This window comes from Hyphococcus formosus, from assembly GCF_046736345.1.
Lineage (GTDB): Bacteria > Pseudomonadota > Alphaproteobacteria > Caulobacterales > Parvularculaceae > Hyphococcus > Hyphococcus formosus.
Genome location: NZ_CP157210.1, coordinates 610,448 through 630,981, shown reverse-complemented (window position 1 = coordinate 630,981; position 20,534 = coordinate 610,448). Strand labels below are relative to the sequence as shown.

The 20,534-nt window shown below is 53.0% G+C and carries 19 protein-coding genes; 6 read left to right on the top strand and 13 right to left on the bottom strand.

The genetic code is table 11. The features are described from left to right. The first annotated feature begins 130 nt into the window (after positions 1-130). Genes sfsA through ABFZ83_RS02895 form a run of 4 tightly spaced genes read left to right on the top strand, consistent with a single transcriptional unit; the run spans position 131 to position 3,352 of the window. Entirely contained in the window at positions 131-841 is a 711-nt protein-coding gene (gene sfsA, locus ABFZ83_RS02910) for a DNA/RNA nuclease SfsA (protein ID WP_411817932.1), read from the top strand. Next, positions 841-1,686, top strand: a complete 846-nt coding sequence (gene map, locus ABFZ83_RS02905) for a type I methionyl aminopeptidase (protein WP_411817931.1) — start codon at positions 841-843, stop codon at positions 1,684-1,686. The genes sfsA and map overlap by 1 nt, the downstream gene beginning before the upstream one ends. A gap of 9 nt (positions 1,687-1,695) precedes the next feature. Continuing rightward, on the top strand, positions 1,696-2,394 hold the full coding sequence (gene radC, locus ABFZ83_RS02900; protein WP_411817930.1) for a RadC family protein: 699 nt from the start codon (positions 1,696-1,698) through the stop codon (positions 2,392-2,394). A gap of 28 nt (positions 2,395-2,422) precedes the next feature. Continuing rightward, positions 2,423-3,352 carry a 1-phosphofructokinase family hexose kinase gene (locus ABFZ83_RS02895; RefSeq protein WP_411817929.1) on the top strand — a complete coding sequence of 310 codons (930 nt, stop codon included), beginning with the start codon at positions 2,423-2,425 and terminating at the stop codon, positions 3,350-3,352. A 1-nt stretch (position 3,353) separates the two neighbouring features. On the opposite strand, the gene ABFZ83_RS02890 is transcribed toward ABFZ83_RS02895, so the two are convergent. The 13 genes from ABFZ83_RS02890 to ABFZ83_RS02830 form a co-directional block, all read right to left on the bottom strand. Further along, the gene (locus ABFZ83_RS02890) at positions 3,354-4,352 is read right to left on the bottom strand and encodes an isoaspartyl peptidase/L-asparaginase family protein (protein ID WP_411817928.1); all 999 of its coding nucleotides are present in this window, start codon (positions 4,350-4,352) and stop codon (positions 3,354-3,356) included. A gap of 57 nt (positions 4,353-4,409) precedes the next feature. Beyond that, on the bottom strand, positions 4,410-6,119 hold the full coding sequence (locus tag ABFZ83_RS02885; protein WP_411817927.1) for an ATP-binding protein: 1,710 nt from the start codon (positions 6,117-6,119) through the stop codon (positions 4,410-4,412). Then, a complete protein-coding gene (locus ABFZ83_RS02880) occupies positions 6,106-7,008 on the bottom strand; it encodes a sensor histidine kinase (protein WP_411817926.1) in 903 nt (300 codons plus the stop codon). The genes ABFZ83_RS02885 and ABFZ83_RS02880 overlap by 14 nt, the downstream gene beginning before the upstream one ends. Before the next feature lie 164 nt (positions 7,009-7,172). After that, complete coding sequence (locus ABFZ83_RS02875; protein ID WP_411817925.1) at positions 7,173-9,089, bottom strand: cation:proton antiporter; 1,917 nt, start codon at positions 9,087-9,089, stop codon at positions 7,173-7,175. Positions 9,090-9,234: 145 nt separating this feature from the next. Further along, positions 9,235-10,011 carry an enoyl-CoA hydratase gene (locus tag ABFZ83_RS02870; protein ID WP_411817924.1) on the bottom strand — a complete coding sequence of 259 codons (777 nt, stop codon included), beginning with the start codon at positions 10,009-10,011 and terminating at the stop codon, positions 9,235-9,237. A gap of 26 nt (positions 10,012-10,037) precedes the next feature. Beyond that, positions 10,038-10,628 carry a GTP cyclohydrolase I FolE gene (gene folE, locus ABFZ83_RS02865; protein ID WP_411817923.1) on the bottom strand — a complete coding sequence of 197 codons (591 nt, stop codon included), beginning with the start codon at positions 10,626-10,628 and terminating at the stop codon, positions 10,038-10,040. A gap of 8 nt (positions 10,629-10,636) precedes the next feature. After that, entirely contained in the window at positions 10,637-11,773 is a 1,137-nt protein-coding gene (locus tag ABFZ83_RS02860; protein WP_411817922.1) for a bifunctional 2-methylcitrate synthase/citrate synthase, read from the bottom strand. Positions 11,774-11,786: 13 nt separating this feature from the next. Beyond that, the gene (locus ABFZ83_RS02855) at positions 11,787-12,119 is read right to left on the bottom strand and encodes an antibiotic biosynthesis monooxygenase family protein (protein WP_411817921.1); all 333 of its coding nucleotides are present in this window, start codon (positions 12,117-12,119) and stop codon (positions 11,787-11,789) included. 114 nt (positions 12,120-12,233) lie between these two features. Continuing rightward, a complete protein-coding gene (prpB, locus tag ABFZ83_RS02850) occupies positions 12,234-13,145 on the bottom strand; it encodes a methylisocitrate lyase (RefSeq protein WP_411817920.1) in 912 nt (303 codons plus the stop codon). A gap of 8 nt (positions 13,146-13,153) precedes the next feature. Further along, on the bottom strand, positions 13,154-13,564 hold the full coding sequence (locus tag ABFZ83_RS02845; protein ID WP_411817919.1) for a nuclear transport factor 2 family protein: 411 nt from the start codon (positions 13,562-13,564) through the stop codon (positions 13,154-13,156). A 34-nt stretch (positions 13,565-13,598) separates the two neighbouring features. Then, positions 13,599-15,131 carry an MmgE/PrpD family protein gene (locus tag ABFZ83_RS02840; protein WP_411817918.1) on the bottom strand — a complete coding sequence of 511 codons (1,533 nt, stop codon included), beginning with the start codon at positions 15,129-15,131 and terminating at the stop codon, positions 13,599-13,601. 180 nt (positions 15,132-15,311) lie between these two features. Further along, entirely contained in the window at positions 15,312-16,376 is a 1,065-nt protein-coding gene (locus tag ABFZ83_RS02835; RefSeq protein WP_411817917.1) for an acyltransferase family protein, read from the bottom strand. A 78-nt stretch (positions 16,377-16,454) separates the two neighbouring features. After that, positions 16,455-17,201, bottom strand: coding sequence for a sulfite exporter TauE/SafE family protein (locus ABFZ83_RS02830; RefSeq protein WP_411818795.1), 747 nt, complete (start codon positions 17,199-17,201; stop codon positions 16,455-16,457). A 241-nt stretch (positions 17,202-17,442) separates the two neighbouring features. On the opposite strand from ABFZ83_RS02830, the gene cysD reads away from it, so the two are divergent. Together cysD and cysN are read left to right on the top strand one after the other, a co-directional pair. Beyond that, positions 17,443-18,579, top strand: coding sequence for a sulfate adenylyltransferase subunit CysD (gene cysD / locus ABFZ83_RS02825; protein ID WP_411817916.1), 1,137 nt, complete (start codon positions 17,443-17,445; stop codon positions 18,577-18,579). 1 nt (position 18,580) lies between these two features. Beyond that, entirely contained in the window at positions 18,581-20,497 is a 1,917-nt protein-coding gene (cysN, locus tag ABFZ83_RS02820) for a sulfate adenylyltransferase subunit CysN (RefSeq protein WP_411817915.1), read from the top strand. Positions 20,498-20,534: the final 37 nt, after the last annotated feature.

Here is a 20,534-nt window from a genome sequence, read left to right as displayed (position 1 = left end):
AAATGTATTAGAAAACTCGGTTAACGTCTTTACGATATTTCGCGAAGTTTTCTGGCGCATGGGTCGCCAAGACTTGGAATTTTGGGGCGAACCCCGTTAACCGGCGGGGTAAATAGGTGAATATTGATCCATGCGACTTCCTAATCCGCTCCAGTCGGGGCGTCTTATCAAACGCTATAAACGCTTTCTCGCGGATATTAAGCTCGACGATGGCCGAGAAATCACTGCGCATTGTGCCAATCCGGGATCAATGCTTGCGGTTGCGGTCGAAGGCGCGCGCGTCTGGGTCCATGAACATGGCGATCCCAAACGAAAACTCGCCTTTTCTTGGGAATTGATCGAACTCGGCAATACGCTGGTGCCGATCAATACCGCCAATCCGAACAAAATCGGTTTCGAGGCCGTCGAAGCGGGCATCATTCCGGAATTAACCGGCTATGGGGACATTCGGCGCGAGGTGAAATATGGCGATAGCAGCCGGATCGACCTGTTACTCGAAGGCGGAAGGCGTAAAAAAACCTGTTTTGTCGAGATCAAGAATGTGCACCTGTCGCGCCAAAGGGGCCTCGCTGAATTCCCTGATAGCGTTACCGCGCGCGGCACCAAGCATCTGAATGAGTTAGCAAAAATTGCGGACCAGGGCGACCGCGCCGTGATGCTGTTCATCGTCCAGCGCAGCGATTGCCACCGGTTTTCCCCAGCCGCCGATCTCGACCCGGCCTATGCGGAGACATTGAAAGCCGTTAGTAACCAAGGGGTTGAACTCTTGTGCTATGATTGCGAAGTGACCCACAGCGAAGTAGTTCTGCGCAAGGCGCTTGAAATACAATTGGAACAATAATGACCGACATCGCCCTCGACGACGAAATCGAAGTCCGGACCGGACAGATCAAACTGCACAAGCCTGAAGATTTTGAAGGCATGCGCAAGGCTGGCCAATTAGCGGCGTCCTGTCTGGATATGTTGACCGAGCATGTGAAACCGGGCGTCACGACACAATCGATTGATGATCTTGCCCGTGAATATATGCTCGACCATGGCGGCACTCCCGCCACGATCGGCTATCGCGGCTATCGTCATGCGAGCTGTATCTCGCTCAATCATGTTATCTGTCACGGCATTCCCGGCCCCAAGGTTTTAAAAAAGGGCGACATCATGAATATTGACGTGACCGTCATCGTTGATGGCTGGCACGGCGATACGAGCCGGATGTTCTATGCCGGAGAACCCAAGGTCAAAGCGCGGCGTTTGGTCGATACGACCTATGATGCACTGATGGCCGGGATTGGCGCAGTAAAACCGGGTGCAACCTTGCGCGATATTGGTCGCGCCATTCAAACCCTTGCTGAAGGCGAAGGTTTTTCCGTCGTTCGGGATTTTTGCGGCCACGGGCTGGGGCGTGTTTTCCATGACGCGCCGAATGTTGTTCATTACGCGGAATATCGCGATAGATGGGGCGGCGTTCATCAAGCGGACGAGACCGAGCTAAAGCCCGGCATGTTCTTCACCATTGAGCCAATGATCAATGACGGCAAGCCCGAAGTAAAACTTCTCAAAGATGGCTGGACCGCGGTCTCACGTGATAAATCCCTGTCAGCACAGTTTGAACACTCCATCGGCATTACCGAAGACGGCGTAGAGATCTTCACCAAATCGCCAAAAGGCTTGGACCGCCCCCCTTATTGATCGCGAAATATGAGCCAGCAAAAAGAAACGGCTAACGCCAATCACGCAGCTGGTCATCGCGAGCGGTTGCGCGCGCGTTTCAAAAAAGCCGGTGTCGATGGCGTACAGGACTATGAACTTTTGGAGCTTATTCTGTTCCGCGCCATTCCGCGCCGTGACGTAAAACCTCTTGCCAAGGAATTGATCGCGACCTTTGGTGGTTTTAGCCAAGTCATTGCCGCGCCGGTTGAGCGCCTGACCGAAATCAAAGGCATTTCCGACAATGTGGCGCAAGAGCTTAAAATTATTCAGGCCGCAGCCCTAAAGCTTACGCAGGCGCGTGTTCTCAATCGGCCCGTCATTTCATCGTGGAATGATCTTTTGTCCTATTGCCGTGCTGCGATGGCCGACGAAAAAACAGAAATGTTCCGCATTCTTTTCCTCGACAAGAAAAACATTCTTATTGCCGACGAAGTTCAACAGCGAGGCACGGTCGATCATACGCCGGTCTATCCGCGCGAGGTGGTTAAACGCGCGCTCGAACTTGGTGCTTCCTCGATCATATTGGTGCACAATCACCCGTCCGGTGATCCCACACCATCAAAAGCTGATGTTGATATGACCAACCAGATTGTACGCGCGGCCGCCGCGCTTAATATCCGGGTGCACGACCATTTGGTGATCGGTCATGAACATCATGCGAGCTTTAAAAGCCTTGGTCTGATATAATCAAATTGCCTATTTAAAAGGTCGCACTATGCCTCGCATCATTACCCTCACCCCAAATCCCGCCCTTGATTACGCTGTGCATGCGGACTTTGTAGAACCAAACCGCAAAATACGCTGCCGCGATCCCCAAACCCATCCCGGCGGCGGCGGGATTAATGTTGCCCGCGCCGCATCCCGCCTTGGGGCGCATGCACTCGCAGTTTTCACCGCCGGCGGCGTTTATGGCGATGCCCTGATCAAAGCGATTGCCAGTGAAAATGTACCCATGCGGATGATACCTATCGCGGGCAACACGCGCCTTGCGTTTCATGTCAGCAATCATCGCGACGATGACGAATATCGCTTCAATCTTCCCGGTGCCGAATTGAGCGAAGCGGAACGGAATCAGTTTTTTGATGCAGTTCGGGAAGAAACGGACCCCGGTGACTATGTAGTCGCAAGCGGCAGCCTGCCCCCAAGCGCGCCTGAGGATTTTTGGGCAGAGATCGCGAAAATCGTCAAACAAAAGAAAGCGCGCTTTGTGCTTGATTCAATCTCTGGTTTAGACGCCGCACTGGCTGAAGGTGTTTACATGCTCCGCCAGAATGAATTCGAATATCCGGCCCTGTCGGGCAAAACGCTCAAATGGCCACAAGAGATCAAAGATTTCGCGCAGCAAATCGTTGCCGATGGCAAAACCGAAGCGATGGTCATCAGCCATGGTGCTGATGGATCAATCATAGCAACAAAAGACGGATTGGATTTCGCCCCGTCCTATAAGGTCCGCGCGAGCAGCGCCGTCGGCGCAGGCGATTCATTTGTGGGCGGATTATTGACCGCCCTCGCCCGCGGTGACAGCAATGAAGACGCGCTAAAGCTCGGCATGGCGGCCGCTGGCGCGACCCGCATGAGCGAAGGCACAGCGCTATTTAAAACAAGCGATGTGACCAATCTTTTTGAAAACGGTACGCCGCAATAGACTATTCATCGCCATAGATTGCGACAGCTTCCGTTTCGGCATTTTTGACGCCGCGGAACATGCCTGCGGAATTGAACTCCATCGCATAGTCTCCATCAGGCCCGACCACGATAACGCCGCCATCGGCTCCCATGCCATCAAGGCGGTTGTGGATCACGTCTTTTGCCGCATCCCCAATCGTCGCACCGCCATATTCCACTTGAGCGCAGATATCCCGCGCGATGGTCAGGCGAATAAAATACTCACCCCATCCGGTCGAAGAGACTGCGCATGATTTATTGTCCGCAAAAGTCCCCGCGCCGATTATGGGCACATCACCGACCCGGCCATAGCGCTTTAAGGTCATACCGCCGGTTGATGTACCCGCTGCGATATTGCCGTTCGCATCAAGCGCAACGGCACCCACCGTGCCATATTTGAAATCATGAGGAAGCGCGCTGTCTTTCTTGCGGCGTTCTTGTTCAAGCGCGTCCTTATATGACTTCCAACGCTTTTCAGTTTTGAAATAGCGGGGTTTAACGAATTCGAGACCCTGCTCTTTGGCAAAGTCTTCGGCGCCATCCCGGGCGAACATAACGTGTTCGGAATTTTCCATGACGGCGCGCGCGAGTTTGATTGGGTTTTTGACGCGCGTCACCCCGGCAATCGCACCGGCGTTTAATGTGGCCCCATCCATGACCGATGCATCGAGTTCGTTCTTGCCATCGCGCGTAAAGACTGCGCCTTTCCCGGCATTAAAAAGTGGCGAATCTTCCATCCGGATGATTGCCGCTTCGATCGCGTCGAGCGCGCTGCCACCATTATCAAGAATGCCATATCCTGCGTTGAGGGCCTCACGCAGCTCGGCTTTAAAGGCGGCCTCTTCTTCGGGCGTGTAGCGACCGGGCTCCAGCGCGCCGGCTCCGCCGTGGATGACGATTGTTATTGGCGCGTCACGGTCTTCGGCAAACGCGGAGGAGCCCGCCAAAACAAACGCGAAAAGACAAAAGATTAGCCGCATTGATCACTCTCCCATTTGCTCCATTGATTACAGAGCAAGCGAAGCTGATCAAGTTTTTTAGTCGAGGTCCGGGGTCAACATCCGTTGCGCGCGCCATTGCTCGACGATCCGGTCAATGAAGCTGTTGTCTTCGATATCGACCGACCAACCATCGGTAAAACAGGCCGTCAGACTGCGCGGCACAGCCGCGCTCGGCAAGGCATCAAACCGGATCCGCGTGGGCATCGGAACGCCCTCACCAACAGCAATCGCTTCACCAAGCCCTAAAGAAGGTAGACAGCTCAAAAGACTCGTAGACGCATCAGGAACCGCAGCGCGCAAGGCGTCCTGGTCGGCCTGATTGGCAAGGCGCATGGCGAAGATCGTATTGCATTGAGAGAGGATTGTCGGATCAAGCTCTGTTGGCCGCTGCGATGCAAGCCAGAGCGAGACGCCGGTTTTGCGGCCTTCTTTTGCGATCCGCACAAGCGAGCGCCGCGTTGGGCCAAAGCCTTCGCTCGGATCCGCAGGCGCGTAACGGTGTGCGTCCTCGCAGACAAGGGCAATCGGCGTTGCGCCATTGCTCCATAGACCAAACTCAAAGGCCAATCGCGACACTACGGAAACAACAACCTGCACCACTTCTGCGGGAAGACCGCCAAGCTCAATGACGCTAACTGGACGACCGTCAACCGGAATACGGAACAGATCGCTAAGGAGGTCTTTTAAGGTGTCCTGTACCGTCAGCCCACCGAACATAAAGGCGTAGCGCGCGTCCTGGCTGATTGTATAAATCCGGCTGCGGAGGCGTTTATAGGGCGCAACATTGCGGTTTCCATCTAGTCCACCTAGCGCGCGATCAATCAAGCCCAAGAGTTCAGAAATACGATAAGGCGTCGGCGTATCGACAGTGATCGCGGTCATGTCTGTACGTAATCGCCCGACGCGGCCCGAGCCGGAGAGATTCATTTTTTTAGCGGCCGGCAATAGATCTGCCAGGATTTCAATTTCTTCGGTGTCGCGCGAGCGGCCCGGATATAGCACCTCGACCAACTCATCGAAGGTAAGCATCCAATATGGCAAATTGAAATTGGTCGGGTCAAAAATCACCGCACCATCGCCGAAGCTTTTCGAATATTCATTATGCGGATCGAGCACAACAACATGGGCGTGCGGAAAGCGCTGCAATACTGCCCGCAACAAAAGCGTAATCGCGCATGATTTACCTGCGCCGGTGGTGCCTAAAATCGCGCAATGACGTGAGAAAATTTCATCAACATTCACCGTCGCGGGGATTTGCGCATCCTGTTTCACGACGCCAACACGAACACTCGCGGCCCCATTAACAGCGAATAGCGCCGTTAATTCATCGCGCGTTGCGACGTGAACATTGTCGCCCAATGTCGGATAGGCAGATACACCACGGCGGAACCGCGCCGGCGCATTGATGGTCGGTTTTACAAATTCGCCGATCAATTCAATCTCGATGATGCGCATTTCAGGTGTCGCAACATCAAGGCTCGGCGCAGGCATGCTCATCGCGGACACAAGCCCCAGGACAATCGAAGAGCCAGCGTCAACACTCATGATCGCGCCTAGCTGTGGCCGTGACGCGCGATCTGATTCCGCCTTTTCTTCGTCAAGCATGACGATCGCATGGGATCCGGTGACCGAAACAACCGTTCCCACACGGGGTTTATCCTGAAACGCCATATCAAACGCCTCAGCGGTTGGAGCCGCTGCGCCCTTGCGTGAAAATGCGGCCTTTGATGGTCTACGCGGCATCATTTTTCTTCTCCGCTTTTATTTCAATCCGACGTTCAGTTTCTTGAACACGGCTTCGTTCAGCCTTTACGGGCGGCAGCGAAATTTTCGCGAGCGTGCCCTGCCCCTTGCGGCTTTCAATTGAAAACCGCCCCCCTTGAAGTTCGATAAATGTCTTGGCAACCGCATAGCCGACACCCGGCCCGGAAAAGGAACGATCCAATCCACGATTGGAATGACTGAATGCATCCAATGCTTCCGTTAGCTCTGCTTTCGTGAAGCCATCGCCTTCGTCACGCACCGCAAGTTCGATCCAACCCTGATCGACCTTTGTCACTTTGACATAGATCTTGCCGCCTTCGTCACTCAGCTTGATTGCGGTATTGAGCAAATGGTCCGTTGCTTGACTAAAGCGCGCTGCGTCCCCCCATGCGCTCAAATCAGCCAGTCCGTCGCGGCGAATGATTTCGACCCCGGCCGCATCAGCGCGAATTTTTGCGCGCTCAACGGCTTCGCCTAAAATTTCACTGGCGTTCAGAGCGCCATCATTGACCTCGATACCGCCACTCTCAAGCGATGCGACTTCGAGAATTGTATTGATATGGCCAAGCAGCAAATCCGCTGATTGCAGGATATATTCGGAATAATTCTGACGCTGATCAGGACCGATGCCGTATTCTTCGCTATCGCGGAGCATCGTCGCAAAGCCGATAATGGCATTTAGCGGCGTGCGCAGTTCGTGGTTCATATTGGCCAGAAATTCTGACCGCGCCTTGATCGAAAGCTCGGCTTCAACCCGCGCAGCGCGAACGGCAATCTCGGCCCTACGCCGAACCAGCGTTTCCGCCATACGCGCCGTATAATCCGCGAGCCTTCCCCCCTTCGCTTCTATGAATGGCTTAAACGTACGCATAACCCTCAATCTCAACCCAACTTTGGGTGGTCATGCAAAACCATAGGTGGCAACGGCTAATGCGCCGTTAAGCATTCCAAGGATTCTGCACAGCGAGGGTCATGGCGAATTAGGTAAAATTCGCCGTACACGGTTTACTTTTGCTTAACGGATGCCGCCCGACATCAAACCAGTTTCGATTTCTGGCTTTCTTTGTCGACCGCAGGTTTATCCTTCTCGTCGGCGTCTTTCTTCCCGTTTTCCTTGGCTTTTTCCGGTTTTACCTCGGGTGGCTTGGGAATATACGCCAAAACGACATCGCCGATTTCCGGTGTCACCTTTGCTTCGGGCGAGGCAAATATCAACGTGCCTTTACGAACAACCAGAACGATCTCCGCTTCCGGATTCAGATCTTTTTTATACTGCTCGGGCGGATATTCTTCCGACAGGCGCGTGCGCTGGAAAACCCAGCCGGAATAATGCCGGCGCATCAACTCATCCAATGCGGCCGCAGAATGAAGGAATGTCCGCCCTTGCAGAGTATAGGACAGCGCTTTGCGGTCTTCCTCGTCTTTGCCGCGAGCATTGACCTGAAAGATCGCGGCGCGGCCTAATTCCGGCGCAAGATCGGTGGCGACAAGCGCATTATGAGCTTCGTTCCCGCCAAGCGCCAAAAGATAACCGAACCGATTGAGATCGACATGGTGTTCAGTCACTTCCGACAGGATTTCACCGTAATAGGTCGGCACATTTGCAAGCCGCACCGGTTTTAAGCGCCGCCAACTGGTGTCCGCTACGGTAACAGGGACTTCCATATCTTGCAGCTTCGCCGCCAAAGCCGCAGAGAACGGCGAGGCCCCGACAATCAACACGCCGGGCCGTTCGCGCGAGGCGAGCCCCAACGCCTTGGCCATTGGCGAAATCGTAAAGCCATGAAGCACCACGGTGGCAAACACCATCCCGAATGCGAGCGGAATGAGCTGCGCGCCATCTGCGTATCCTTCCGCGACGAGCGACGCACCAAAGAAACTGGAAACCGCAACGGCGACTATCCCGCGCGGCGCAATCCAGCCAACAAGCAATCGTTCTTTCCACGGCAGGCCCGATCCAATCGTCGCAATGAAAACCGTCAGTGGCCGCACAACAAACAACATCGCAAGCAGGAACATCGCGCTCGACCAATCAAGCGAACGGATCGAGTCCATGGTCAGGTTTGCGGTCAAAATGATGAACACGCCCGAAACCAGCATCACGGTGATGTTCTCTTTAAACAGGCGCAAATCGTTGATTGATGCGATACGCGAGTTGGCCAGCGTCACGCCCATTGCCGTCACCGAAAGAAGACCGGCCTCATGTTGCAGCAGGTTCGCAAGTTCGAAGCAAACCAGAACAAGCGCTAGCAATACCGGCGGCTTTAGATATTCCGGCACCCAACCGCGCCGGAAAGCAATCGCAGTAAACTTACCGAACGCATAGCCCGCTCCAGCCGCAAGGATCGCAGCAAGGATCAGTGAGCTGATAATATCCGATGATGATGAGCCATGCTCACCAATAACAAGAAACTCATAAACGACGACCGCCAATAATGCACCAATCGGATCGTTGATGATCCCTTCCCATTTCAGGAGGGTCGCTGGTCGCGCGTTCAATTTGGATTGCCGCAAAAGCGGAATAATGACCGTAGGCCCGGTGACAACCATGACCCCGCCAAAGAGCAAAGAGACCTGCCATGAAAGCCCTGCGATCAGATAGGTCGCGCCCGCGCCCAAAAACCAAGCGATCAAAACGCCGGGAAACACCAGTCGTCTGACGCCGCGGGTCAGACCACGAAGCTCGGAAAAATTAAGCTGTAATCCGCCTTCGAATAAAATAACCGCAACCGCGATTGCGATGATCGGGCGATAGAACTCGCCAAACAGGGCTTCCATGGGCGGATCACCCGGCCCTGCCCCTGGTGCCGCAAAAATATTGAAGACCGGCCCCGCCAATACGCCGGCAATAGACATCAAAACGATCGCAGGGAAATTAAAGCGCCAGGCCAGCCATTGCGCGCCGATACCGAGAACGCCGATGATCGCAACGGCGAGTACGAGATTATCCATCAGCGCTGGCTCCTCAAATGTCGTCGCCGCACATTATATGCGGCCAATCGGCGACTGCATACCGTCATGCACACCGCCGCCGAGGGGAACGCTAGCTTATATGGAGTGTCACGGTGCCTTGCAAGAAACAACGCACCATGAGCGATTACCGGTGCTTGAAAACCGGTTTACGTTTTTCGGTAAAGGCCGCCATACCTTCTTTCTGATCTTCGAACGCAAAGACAGAATGGAATACCCGGCGTTCGAACCGAACTCCTTCCGCGAGGGTTGTTTCATAGGCGCGATTGACGGATTCTTTTGTGAGCGTCGTAATCGGCCGCGAGAAATTCGCGATCTTCTTGGCGGTCTCGATTGCCTCTGCCCGTAGCTCACCAACGGGAACAATACGGCTTACCAACCCACAACGCTCGGCCTCTTCGGCGTCCATCATGCGGCCCGTCAAACACATTTCCATGGCTTTTGATTTGCCGATAAACCGTGCGAGACGCTGGGTCCCACCAGCGCCCGGCAAGGCACCAATCGTGATTTCAGGTTGGCCAAATTTCGCATTCTCACCGGCCAGAATGAAATCGCACATCAATGCAAGCTCACAACCGCCGCCAAGCGCATATCCGGCTACCGCAGCGATAACAGGCTTGCGTGTTTTGGAAACCTCTTCCCAATTTGCCGTGATGAAATCTTCTTTCAAGACATCGATGTAGTTCTTTGATGCCATTTCCTTGATGTCGGCACCGGCGGCGAAGGCTTTTTCGGACCCGGTAATCACCATACAGCCGATTGCGTCGTCCGCTTCGAACTTACGGACAGCCTCGGTGACTTCGTTCATTAATTGCTGATTGAACGCGTTCAGCGCATCGGGACGATTAAGGGTAATGATACCAACGCCACTATCGCTCTCGGTAAGAATGCATTCATATGCCATGGGGGAAATCCTGTTGCCTTGAATTATTAATAACCGATCAGCTTGATAACTTCTGATCTTGCTTTGTCGTCCTGACGGAATACGCCCATCATCCGGCTTGTCGTCATGGTCACGCCCGGTGTTTCGACACCGCGGCAGGTCATGCAAGCATGGGTTGCTTCGACCACGACGGCCACGCCCTGTGGCTCAAGCACTTTTTGGATACAATCGGCGATTTCCGCAGTCAGGCGTTCTTGCACCTGAAGCCGTTTGGCATAGGCCTGAACGACCCGTGCCAATTTGGAGATACCGACCACCTTATCAGTCGGTAGGTAAGCCACATGGGCCTTGCCGATGATCGGGGCCATGTGGTGCTCGCAATGTGAATGAAACGGAATATCCCGAAGAAGTACGATTTCATCATACCCGCCGACCTGTTCAAAGGTGCGAGTAAGATATTCTTCGGGACATTGCTCATAGCCCTGGAAATATTCGAGATATGCATCGACCACCCGGCGGGGCGTATCGCGCAGCCCCTCGCGGTCTGGATCGTCGCCGACCCAGCGGATTAGCTCGCGAACGGCCTCTTTCGCCCGTTCGCGTTCTTCCTCGGTTCTCTCCCTATGAGTCGCCGCCATTTTTGATCCTATCTTTTGTCGATCGGTGTGACCTCACGTTGTGCTGGACCTGTATAGTTAGAAAGCGGCCGGATCAACTTATTGTCGCCAAGTTGTTCCATAATATGCGCCGTCCAACCGGTGATCCTGCTCATCACAAAAATAGGCGTGAACATCGGAATTTCAAAGCCCATCAGGTAATAAGCAGGCCCCGCCGGGAAATCGAGGTTCGGGTAAATGCCCTTTTCCGCAACCATCGTCTCGTCGAGAATCTTGCTCATCTCCCAATACATTTTGGCTTCATCGGTTCCAATAATATCGACCATATCTTTATATGCGGCCGTCATTGTCGGAACGCGGCTATCACCGGAACGATAAACGCGGTGACCAAAGCCCATGATTTTCTTTTTCGTCGCCAATGCGTCAAGCATCCAAGCTTTCGCGTTATCAGCCGTGCCGACTTCTTTGAGCATATACATAACGGCTTCGTTCGCGCCGCCATGAAGCGGGCCTTTGAGCGAACCGATAGCGCCCGTCACCGCAGAATAAATGCCAGACAATGATGATGCGATCACGCGCGCCGTAAAGGTCGATGCATTGAACGAATGTTCAGCATAAAGCGTCATTGACGTATCGAAACATTTTACGGTTTCAGCCGCCGGCACATCACCAAAACACATATGGAAGAAGTTCTCAGAGAAGCCGAGATCGTTGTTCGGCTTGATCGGGTCTTTACCATTCCGTAGACGGAAGTCCGCCGCAACGATTTCCGGGATTTTTGCGTAAAGGCTGATCGCGCGGTCATATAATTTGTCGGTCGCGTGATCTTCGATCTCTTTGTCTTCAAGACCTAGGAAGCTAACCGCTGTGCGCAAGGTCGCCATCGGATGCGCTGATTTTGGAAATTTACGCATAACCTCGATGAGATCATCGGAAATGCCGCGCTGGCTTTTTTCCAAAGCAACGAAGTCGTCAAGTTGCGATTGGGTCGGTAATTCTTTGTTCCAGATCAGATAGGCAGTCTCTTCAAAACGGCATTGTGTGGCCAGATCCTGCACCGCATAACCGCGATAGGTCAGTGAATTGGTTTCCGGCATCACCTTTGAGATCGCCGTATCGTCCGCCAAAACGCCAGCCAGACCATATTTGATATCTGTATCCGTCATAAATCTATCCTACCTATCTTTGCTTCTTCATTTCATAAGTGCGTTCAACTTTCGCGACACGCACTGAATACTCTTTATACCAATCGACTTTGCCGCGATGCTGCGCCTCGGCGTGATTGGCGTTTTTCTTCCAGTTCGCGATAGCTTCCTCGCTTTCCCAATAGGAAACCGTAATCCCGAAACCGTTCTCATCACGCGCTGACTCAATCCCGAGATAGCCGGGCATTGTCTTTGCCAGCGCTTCCATCCGCTTCGACATCTCCTCATAGCCACGCGCGTCTTGATCGGTTCGCTGGCTTGAAAAAATGGCGGCGTAACAGCCGGGTTTGATTGCACTAGAGGGCATTTTTTCCGCCAACACAGAAACCTGAAACGATACTCGTCAAAGCAAATTCCATTGCCGAAGCCCCGTCCTGTCTATCTCTGCTCTCCAATCAAACCCGTCCATTAAACGAAAATACTATTCCAGTGGCGTGTCGCCGACTTGAAAATTATAGATGGACTCATCGAATTTATTGTATTCGTGATAACGCAACAGGTCATAAAGATCGCGACGGTGCTGCATCTCATCAAGAATGCCGTTTTGATCACCGGTCTCAAGGATCGCATCCAACCCGCGATCACAAGCCCCCATCGCCAAGCGCAATGTCGTGACCGGATATATCACCATATTGAACCCAAGATCTTCGAGCTCTTTTTTATTGAGCAAGCGCGACTTACCGAACTCGGTCATATTCGCAAGGATCGGAACATCAATCGCTGCACGGACGGCTTCGAACTCTTTTTCTGATTTCATCGCCTCGGGGAAAATCATATCCGCGCCAGCGTCAACATAGGCTTTCATACGGTCAATCGAAGCCTCAAGCCCCTCGACCGCGCGCGCATCAGAACGCGCAATGAGAACGAAGTTCGGATCGCGTTTTGCGTCTGCCGCGGCACGCACACGCTGGATCATCGTATCGGTCGATACAATTTCCTTTCCATCAAGGTGACCACAGCGTTTCGGCATGACCTGATCTTCGATGTGACATCCCGAAAGCCCGGCATCTTCCATCATCATGATGGTTCGTGCGGCGGCCATCGGTTCACCGAAACCTGTATCAATATCGATGATTGAAGGAAGGTCCGATACGCGCGCGATTTGACGCCCGCGCTCGACAAACTCGGTCATTGTCGCAAGACCAATATCCGGCAAGCACAAATCCGCCGCCATTACCGCACCCGAGATATAAACGCCATCAAACTGTTTGCGTTCAATCATCTGTGCACAGAGCGGATTAAAAGCACCCGGAAATTGCAATAGCTTGCCCGATGAGAGCCCTTTGCGGAATTCGGCGCGTTTTTCCGCTGCCGATTTTTGAGTGAATAGCATACTGACTCCTATTTGTACTCGCCAATCCTGTCGCCGATTGCAGCGCCCATGCGCTGTCCCAACGCCATCAAGCCGCTGGCCGGTCGAATCATGACTTCAAATTCTACGATTAGGCCGTCATCATCGAACTTGATGAAATCGGCCCCTTTTAATTGTTTTCCGTCTACATTCGCACTGAATTCCAGAACGACATCCTTGCCGCCCGGCTCAACGAATTCACGGTGATAAGTGAAATCTTCAAACACCGTGATGACGGTCGAGAGCGCCAAAAGTAATGCGTCTCGACCATGATAGGGGCTATGCGCGACGGGAGAGCGAAACACCGCATCCGGATGAATGATCTCAGCCAATTCATCCAGATTTTTGGTGGCCACCATTTCGTGCCACCGCTTCAACGTTTTCTCTACTTCCGTTTTCATAGCCACCTATCTTTTTAAGACTGCGAATGCCGGATTAGAAAATCCCTTTCGCAGGGTTTTCGACCAAATAACCGTTAGGCGCGACCGGGTTCAGGGTGCGAACCTGTTCGGCGTTCAGATTTGGCAATTGCTGAACCAGATCAAGGAAGCGTTCTGATTCTGATTTTTCTAGAATATCATCCGTTAGCGTACGGAATTTCTTGATATATTCTTCGCGGCCAAATGGACGTGCGCCAAATGGGTGCGCATTCGCAATGCCGAGTTCGTCTTCGATCACGCGGCCATCTTCCATCGTAATGACAACCTTTGCGCCGAATGCTTTTTCGTTCGGATCATGGCTGTGATAACGGCGTGTCCATTCCGGATCTTCGATCGTTGAAATCTTGTGCCACAAACGCACCGTATCAGGACGCTGTGCCCGCTCCGGCGCATAGGATTTAACGTGGTGCCATTCGCCATCCTGAAGCGCGACCGCAAAGATATACATGATCGAGTGATCAAGTGTTTCACGCGACGCATTCGGATCCATTTTCTGTGGATCGCCGGCACCCGTGCCGATCACATAATGTGTGTGGTGCGATGTATGAAGAACGATCGACTTCACTTTATCGAAATCGTCGATCTCTTTACCCATGCGGAACGCAAGGTCGATCAACGCCTGTGACTGATACTCAGCTGAGTGTTCTTTGGTATAGGTCTCAAGGATTGCACGCTTGGCCTCACCCGCGCCAGGAAGCGGCACATGGTAGGTTGGCTCGTATGGGCTCTTGCCCTGATCGCGCGCTGTACGGCCATTGAGGATAAACGAGATTACACTGTCCTCGCCTTCATAGATCGGGCTTGGCGCACCCTCACCGCGCATGCAGCGGTCAACCGCTTCAATCGCAAGCTTACCCGCATATGCCGGTGCGAAAGCTTTCCATGAGGAAATCTCGCCCTTGCGCGACTGGCGCGTGGTGACCGTTGTGTGCAGGCCCTGTTGAACCGACTGGAAAATAACTTCCGTAGGCAGACCAAGAAGCGTACCCACCGCCGCAGATGCAGATGGACCGATATGCGCGATGTGGTCAATCTTGTGCTCGTGGAGGCAAATCGCCTTCACGAGATTGACCTGAATTTCATAGCCCGTCGCAATACCGCGAACGAGGTCGCGACCGTCTTTGCCGCATTGTTGCGCAACCGCAAGCACCGGCGGGATGTTGTCGCCAGGGTGTGAATAGTCGGCGGCAAGGAACGTGTCGTGGAAGTCGAGTTCACGAACGGCGGTTCCATTTGCCCAAGCAGCCCATTCTGCGCACACGGTGTGATCGGCTGGCATACCGAACAATGTCGCGCCACCAGAGCGAAGATGCGCGTTCGCCATTGCGCGGGCTGATTTAATGGGGCCGCGATTGAGCGATGCAATCGCAACAGATGCGTTATCGATGATGCGGTTGATGATCATATCCGTTGCTTCGGCATCGACCTCGACCGGGTCGGCAGCAACGCTGGCGATCTTCCACGCCAGTTGATCTTCGCGCTTTAACTCATCTTTTGATCGGTGGGCGCGAACGTCATGGGTTTCCATGGAAATAACCTCGTTGTTGAATATGTATTTTTGCGATCTTCTAAGGCGCGTCAGGTCACGCCCGAATTTGGTGAGCCTTCAATGGCGCAACTGCGACAGACTGTCCATTGGGGAAATCGGCGTCATAACGCCTCTGGAAAACTTATTTATAGTTTTCAATTAGTTAGCATTTTTCACAATTTAAAGGCGAGTGATGAAGATCGCGATCCCGCCGACCGCACCGAGCACGACGAGACCATAGGCTGTAAGGGCCGCAGCCCATCCCCGCCCCGTAGAAAAGAGCCGGTTTCGTCTTTTCCGAACTTGCTCGTCGATCGCTAAAAATAATACCGACGCTACGCCAATATTGAGAATCGCCCCGAGCCACACACCCGACCATCGCCCGATAAAGCCGACCATCTCAACGATCTCGTGTGCGGCGAATATTCCGATCCAATGATTGAGATACAGCGGATAGGAAATACCCCCGACAAACGCGCCCAATGTCGATTTTGTGCCCGGCCGCGCAAGCAGCAATACGATCAAAACCGATGCTATTGGCGCAATGTATAAATAAGCCTCTGGCTTAACGAGATAGGCTGCGACGCAACCGATCAACGCAATACCTAACGATAGAGCGATATTGTTATTCAAATGCCAATCGCCATAGCGCCGCTGAAGCGCAACAGCGAAAACGCCAAGAGCAATCGCGCCATAAAATGTTTTAAACGTTACCGCGAGTGCTGCGATTGCCGCCCATAAAACAATCGAGCGCCCTCGCGCAAAAAACAGGATCAGGAGCGGGGCAAACAAATAGAATTGTTCTTCAACGCTCAAACTCCAAAAATGGTTCGTACTCCCTCCAAGCGGGAGATCTTTTTGAATTTCAAGAATCCGCGGTGAAATGAACCAATTATGTGTATAGGTCAGATCGTAGAAAAGATATTCGATCCAATGCCAGTCAATGGGTTCTTTCAACAGACTTACAGCAAAAATGAGTGCAACCGAAAAATAGTAAGGTGCCCAAATCCGCGTCGCGCGGTTGAAGTAAAATCGCGGCAAGTCCTGTTTCGTACTGTCGAATAAGATACCGCCAATCAACCAGCCGCTCAGTGCAAAGAATATCTGCACTGCAAAATTGGGCGCATTGTGATCCATCGGCACGCCGTCATGGGATAACGCCACCGTCATTGCGAGGACCAGTCGCAACCAATCAAATGCAGGGAAATAGATGGGGCGCGCTTGCTCTAACTTACTTTGGCTCATTCGCCCACTTACCTAACTCAATGCCGTACGAACGCGATTAATGCGTATTTGTTGCCACAAAACCGGTAAAGATATTCTTCACCGGAAAAACAACAACTTAATCGCCATGGCCACCAGCGCGAGATAAAAGACTTTCTTAATGAGCCCCTCGCCTTTTGATACCGCCGCATTCGCCCCCAGCCAGCCGCCAATCGCATAGCCAAGCGCCAGCGCAAGGCCGAGCGCCCATTCAATTTTGACTTGCGACGCAAAAACCCCGAGCGAGACAAACGAGAACACCATGGCAACAAAAACTTTGTGCATATTGGCGCGCACGAGATCGAGCCCCATCACCCGATTGAGAATCGGCAACTGGATCAAACCGACACCGATTTGAATAAAGCCGCCGTAAAACCCGGCGATAATGAACAGGAAATGTCCTAACAGGAGATTTTTAGGCTTACCGTCGGTCAGCTTTGGCTTTTGCCCAAGCCCCGTAAGCATAATGACGAGAATGCAGATCATGATGATCGCAAGCGTTCGGTCGAACCAAACGCCGTCAAGCTTCACGCCCACTTGCGCCCCGAAAAAAGCGCCAAACGCACCGCACGCGGCGAGCGTTGCGCTTAAACGGAAGTCAGAAAATCCACGCCGGAAAAAGCCGCCAATCGCCGCAATATTCTGCGCAATGACGCCAATGCGGTTAGTGCCATTTGCGACCGGCCCGGGCATGCCCATGAACAGCATTACCGGAACCACCAACATTGACCCGCCGCCAGCCAGTACATTGATCCAGCCCGACGCAACGCCCGCCAGAAATAACAGGCCGACCTTCCACAATTCCACTTCCAACAAATCTGCGATCCTTATGAGGCAAAACCGAACAGTTCTGACGGTCTTGGGATAATCCGCGCTGAAAGGGAATGATCGAACGCGCCCAATCTGTTCCGAATACAATAACGCGCGATCACAATCGTGGGATTAACCCCATCTAATAACATTGTTAGATAGTATCGCTTGCAAAAGATCCTCATAAATCGGTAGGGTTCTGAAACTTTAACGCAAACATCGTGGGAAATATCCCAATATGTCGGAAATACAATCACTTCTCACCCGCGCCCGCGCCGCCGCTGACCGCAAGGGGCTGACCGTCTCGACGATATCGCGAAAGCTATTCAACGACGGCAAAGCCATCGCCCGGCTAGAGGCAGGCGGCCAATGCACGTTGAAAACGCTCGAAACAGCGCGCACGCGCCTCGCCGAACTGGAAAGCGATCAAACGGTGACCTCATCGCCCGCGCCCTCTGACAGCGCGCTGATATCCCCTGCTGCCATGTCGCATCTCGACCGTCTCGAAGCGGAGTCGATCCACATCATGCGCGAAGTCGCCGCCGAGGCCGAAAACCCGGTGATGCTTTATTCAGTGGGCAAGGACTCTGCCGTGATGCTTCATCTCGCCTTAAAGGCATTTTACCCGTCAAAGCCCCCCTTCCCGCTATTGCATGTGGACACCACATGGAAGTTCCGTGAGATGATTAAATTCCGGGACGAAACCGCAAAGCGCCTCGGCCTCGATCTTATCGTGCACATAAACCAGGAAGGCGTCGATCAAGGCATCGGCCCATTCACTCATGGCAGCCAGCTTCATACAGACGTGATGAAAACGCAGGCGCTTAAGCAAGCTCTTGATAAATATAAATTTGATGCAGCCTTTGGCGGCGCGCGGCGCGACGAAGAAAAATCCCGCGCGAAAGAACGCATTTTCTCTTTCCGATCCGCCGAACATCGCTGGGATCCGAAAAATCAGCGTCCTGAGCTTTGGAACATTTACAATACCCGTATCGCGAAAGGCGAATCGATACGGGTGTTTCCGCTCTCCAATTGGACCGAACTCGATATCTGGCAATATATCTATCGCGAGAATATCCCTATTGTTCCGCTTTATTTCGCAGCCAATCGCCCGGTCGTGGATCGCGACGGATCGCTCATCATGGTCGATGATGATCGCATGCCGCTAAACGGCACCAAGCCCCTAGAAGAAATGGTGCGTTTCCGCACGCTCGGCTGTTATCCGCTGACCGGCGCTGTTCGCTCGAACGCAACGACCCTCCCGGAAATCATTCAGGAAATGCTGGTGGCCCGTACTTCCGAGCGCCAGGGCCGCGTGATTGACCACGACCAAGCGGCTTCGATGGAAAAGAAAAAACAGGAAGGGTATTTCTAAAATGTCCGCCACAACCGAAGCCGACCGCGAACTCATCAATGACGACGTCGTTGCTTATTTATCCGCCCATGAACGGAAAAGCATGCTGCGCTTTATCACTTGCGGCAGTGTTGATGACGGCAAATCGACCCTTATTGGTCGCCTGCTTTACGATTCAAAATTGCTTTACGACGATCAAGTCTCTGCGCTCGAAAGCGACACAAAAAAACACGGCACCCAAGGCGAGAAAATCGATTTCGCATTATTGGTCGATGGCCTAGCCGCCGAACGCGAACAAGGCATAACCATCGATGTTGCCTACCGGTTTTTCTCGACGGAAAAACGGAAGTTCATCGTCGCCGATACGCCGGGGCATGAACAATATACGCGCAATATGGCGACGGGCGCGTCCACAGCGGATCTCGCCATTATCCTTGTGGATGCACGCAAAGGGCTTTTGACCCAAACCTATCGCCATAGCTTCATTGCGTCTCTACTTGGCATTCGCCACGTCATCATCGCAATCAACAAAATGGACCTTGTCGATTACGCACAATCGACATTCGATCAGATCGAAGCGGATTATCGCGAGTTTGCAAAAGAACTCGGATTTGAATCGATCACCTGCATCCCGGTTTCTGCACTTGAGGGCGTGAACATCACAACCAAAAGTCGCGAGACGCCTTGGTATAATGGGGCAGCATTGCTCCCCTATCTTGAAACCATCAGTGTACGCGGAAATTTGAGCGAAAAGCCATTTCGCATGCCGGTGCAATGGGTGAACCGCCCAAATCTCGATTTCAGAGGATTCTCGGGGACCATCGCAACGGGAACCGTAAAACCCGGCGATGAAATCGTCGTTCTGCCCTCTGCGAAGCGATCAAAAGTCCAATCCATCGTCACTATGGACGGCAATATCGACAAAGCGACGCCAGACATGGCGGTTACGCTGACCCTTGAAGACGAAATCGATATCTCGCGCGGGGATGTGATCTGCGCCGGCAAAGCCCCCGCAGAGCAGACAGATCAATTCGCCGCGCATCTTCTTTGGATGGCGGAAGAAAAGCTCTTCCCCGGTCGGCAATATCTATTGAAAACCGCGAACCGTATCGTGCCGGTTACGATCACCGAGCTTAAGCACAAGATCAATGTGAATACGCTTGAGCACATGTCCGGGAAAACATTGGAACTTAACGAAGTCGGCTTTTGTAATTTCAACCTCGCCTCGCCGATCGCGTTTGACGCCTATAAAGAAAACCGTCGTACGGGCTCTTTCATTCTGATCGACCGGCGCACAAATGCGACCATCGGTGCCGGAATGATCGATTTCTCTTTGCGCCGTGCAAAGAATGTTCATTGGCAGGATCTTGACGTTAACAAGACCGAACGCGCGAGTGCGAAAAACCAGAAGCCATGCGTCTTGTGGTTTACCGGCTTGTCGGGATCAGGCAAATCAACGGTTGCCAATCTCGTTGAGAAACGCCTCCATGACCTTGGCCGCCATACCTATACGCTTGATGGCGATAATGTGCGTCATGGCCTGAACAAGGACCTTGGCTTTACCGATGCGGATCGCGTTGAGAACATTCGCCGCGTGGGTGAAACTGCGCGTCTAATGGCCGATGCAGGGCTAATCGTATTGGTGTCGTTTATTTCACCATTCCAGAGCGAGCGCCGCATGGCCCGGGAACTACTCCCCGAGGGCGAGTTTATCGAGGTTTATGTTTCGACCCCGCTCGAAGTCTGTGAGCAGCGTGACGTCAAAGGCCTTTATGCGCGCGCACGCAAAGGCGAGATCAAAAACTTTACCGGTATCGATAGCGCCTATGAAGCACCTGAAAATGCCGAACTTGATCTCAATACGGCGGAAATTTCAGCGGAAGTTGCAGCGACAAAAATCGTCGATTACCTTGAGCGCAATGGTTACCTGAAGGCATAAAAAAAACCGGCCATCGCAATGCGAGGCCGGTTTTAAA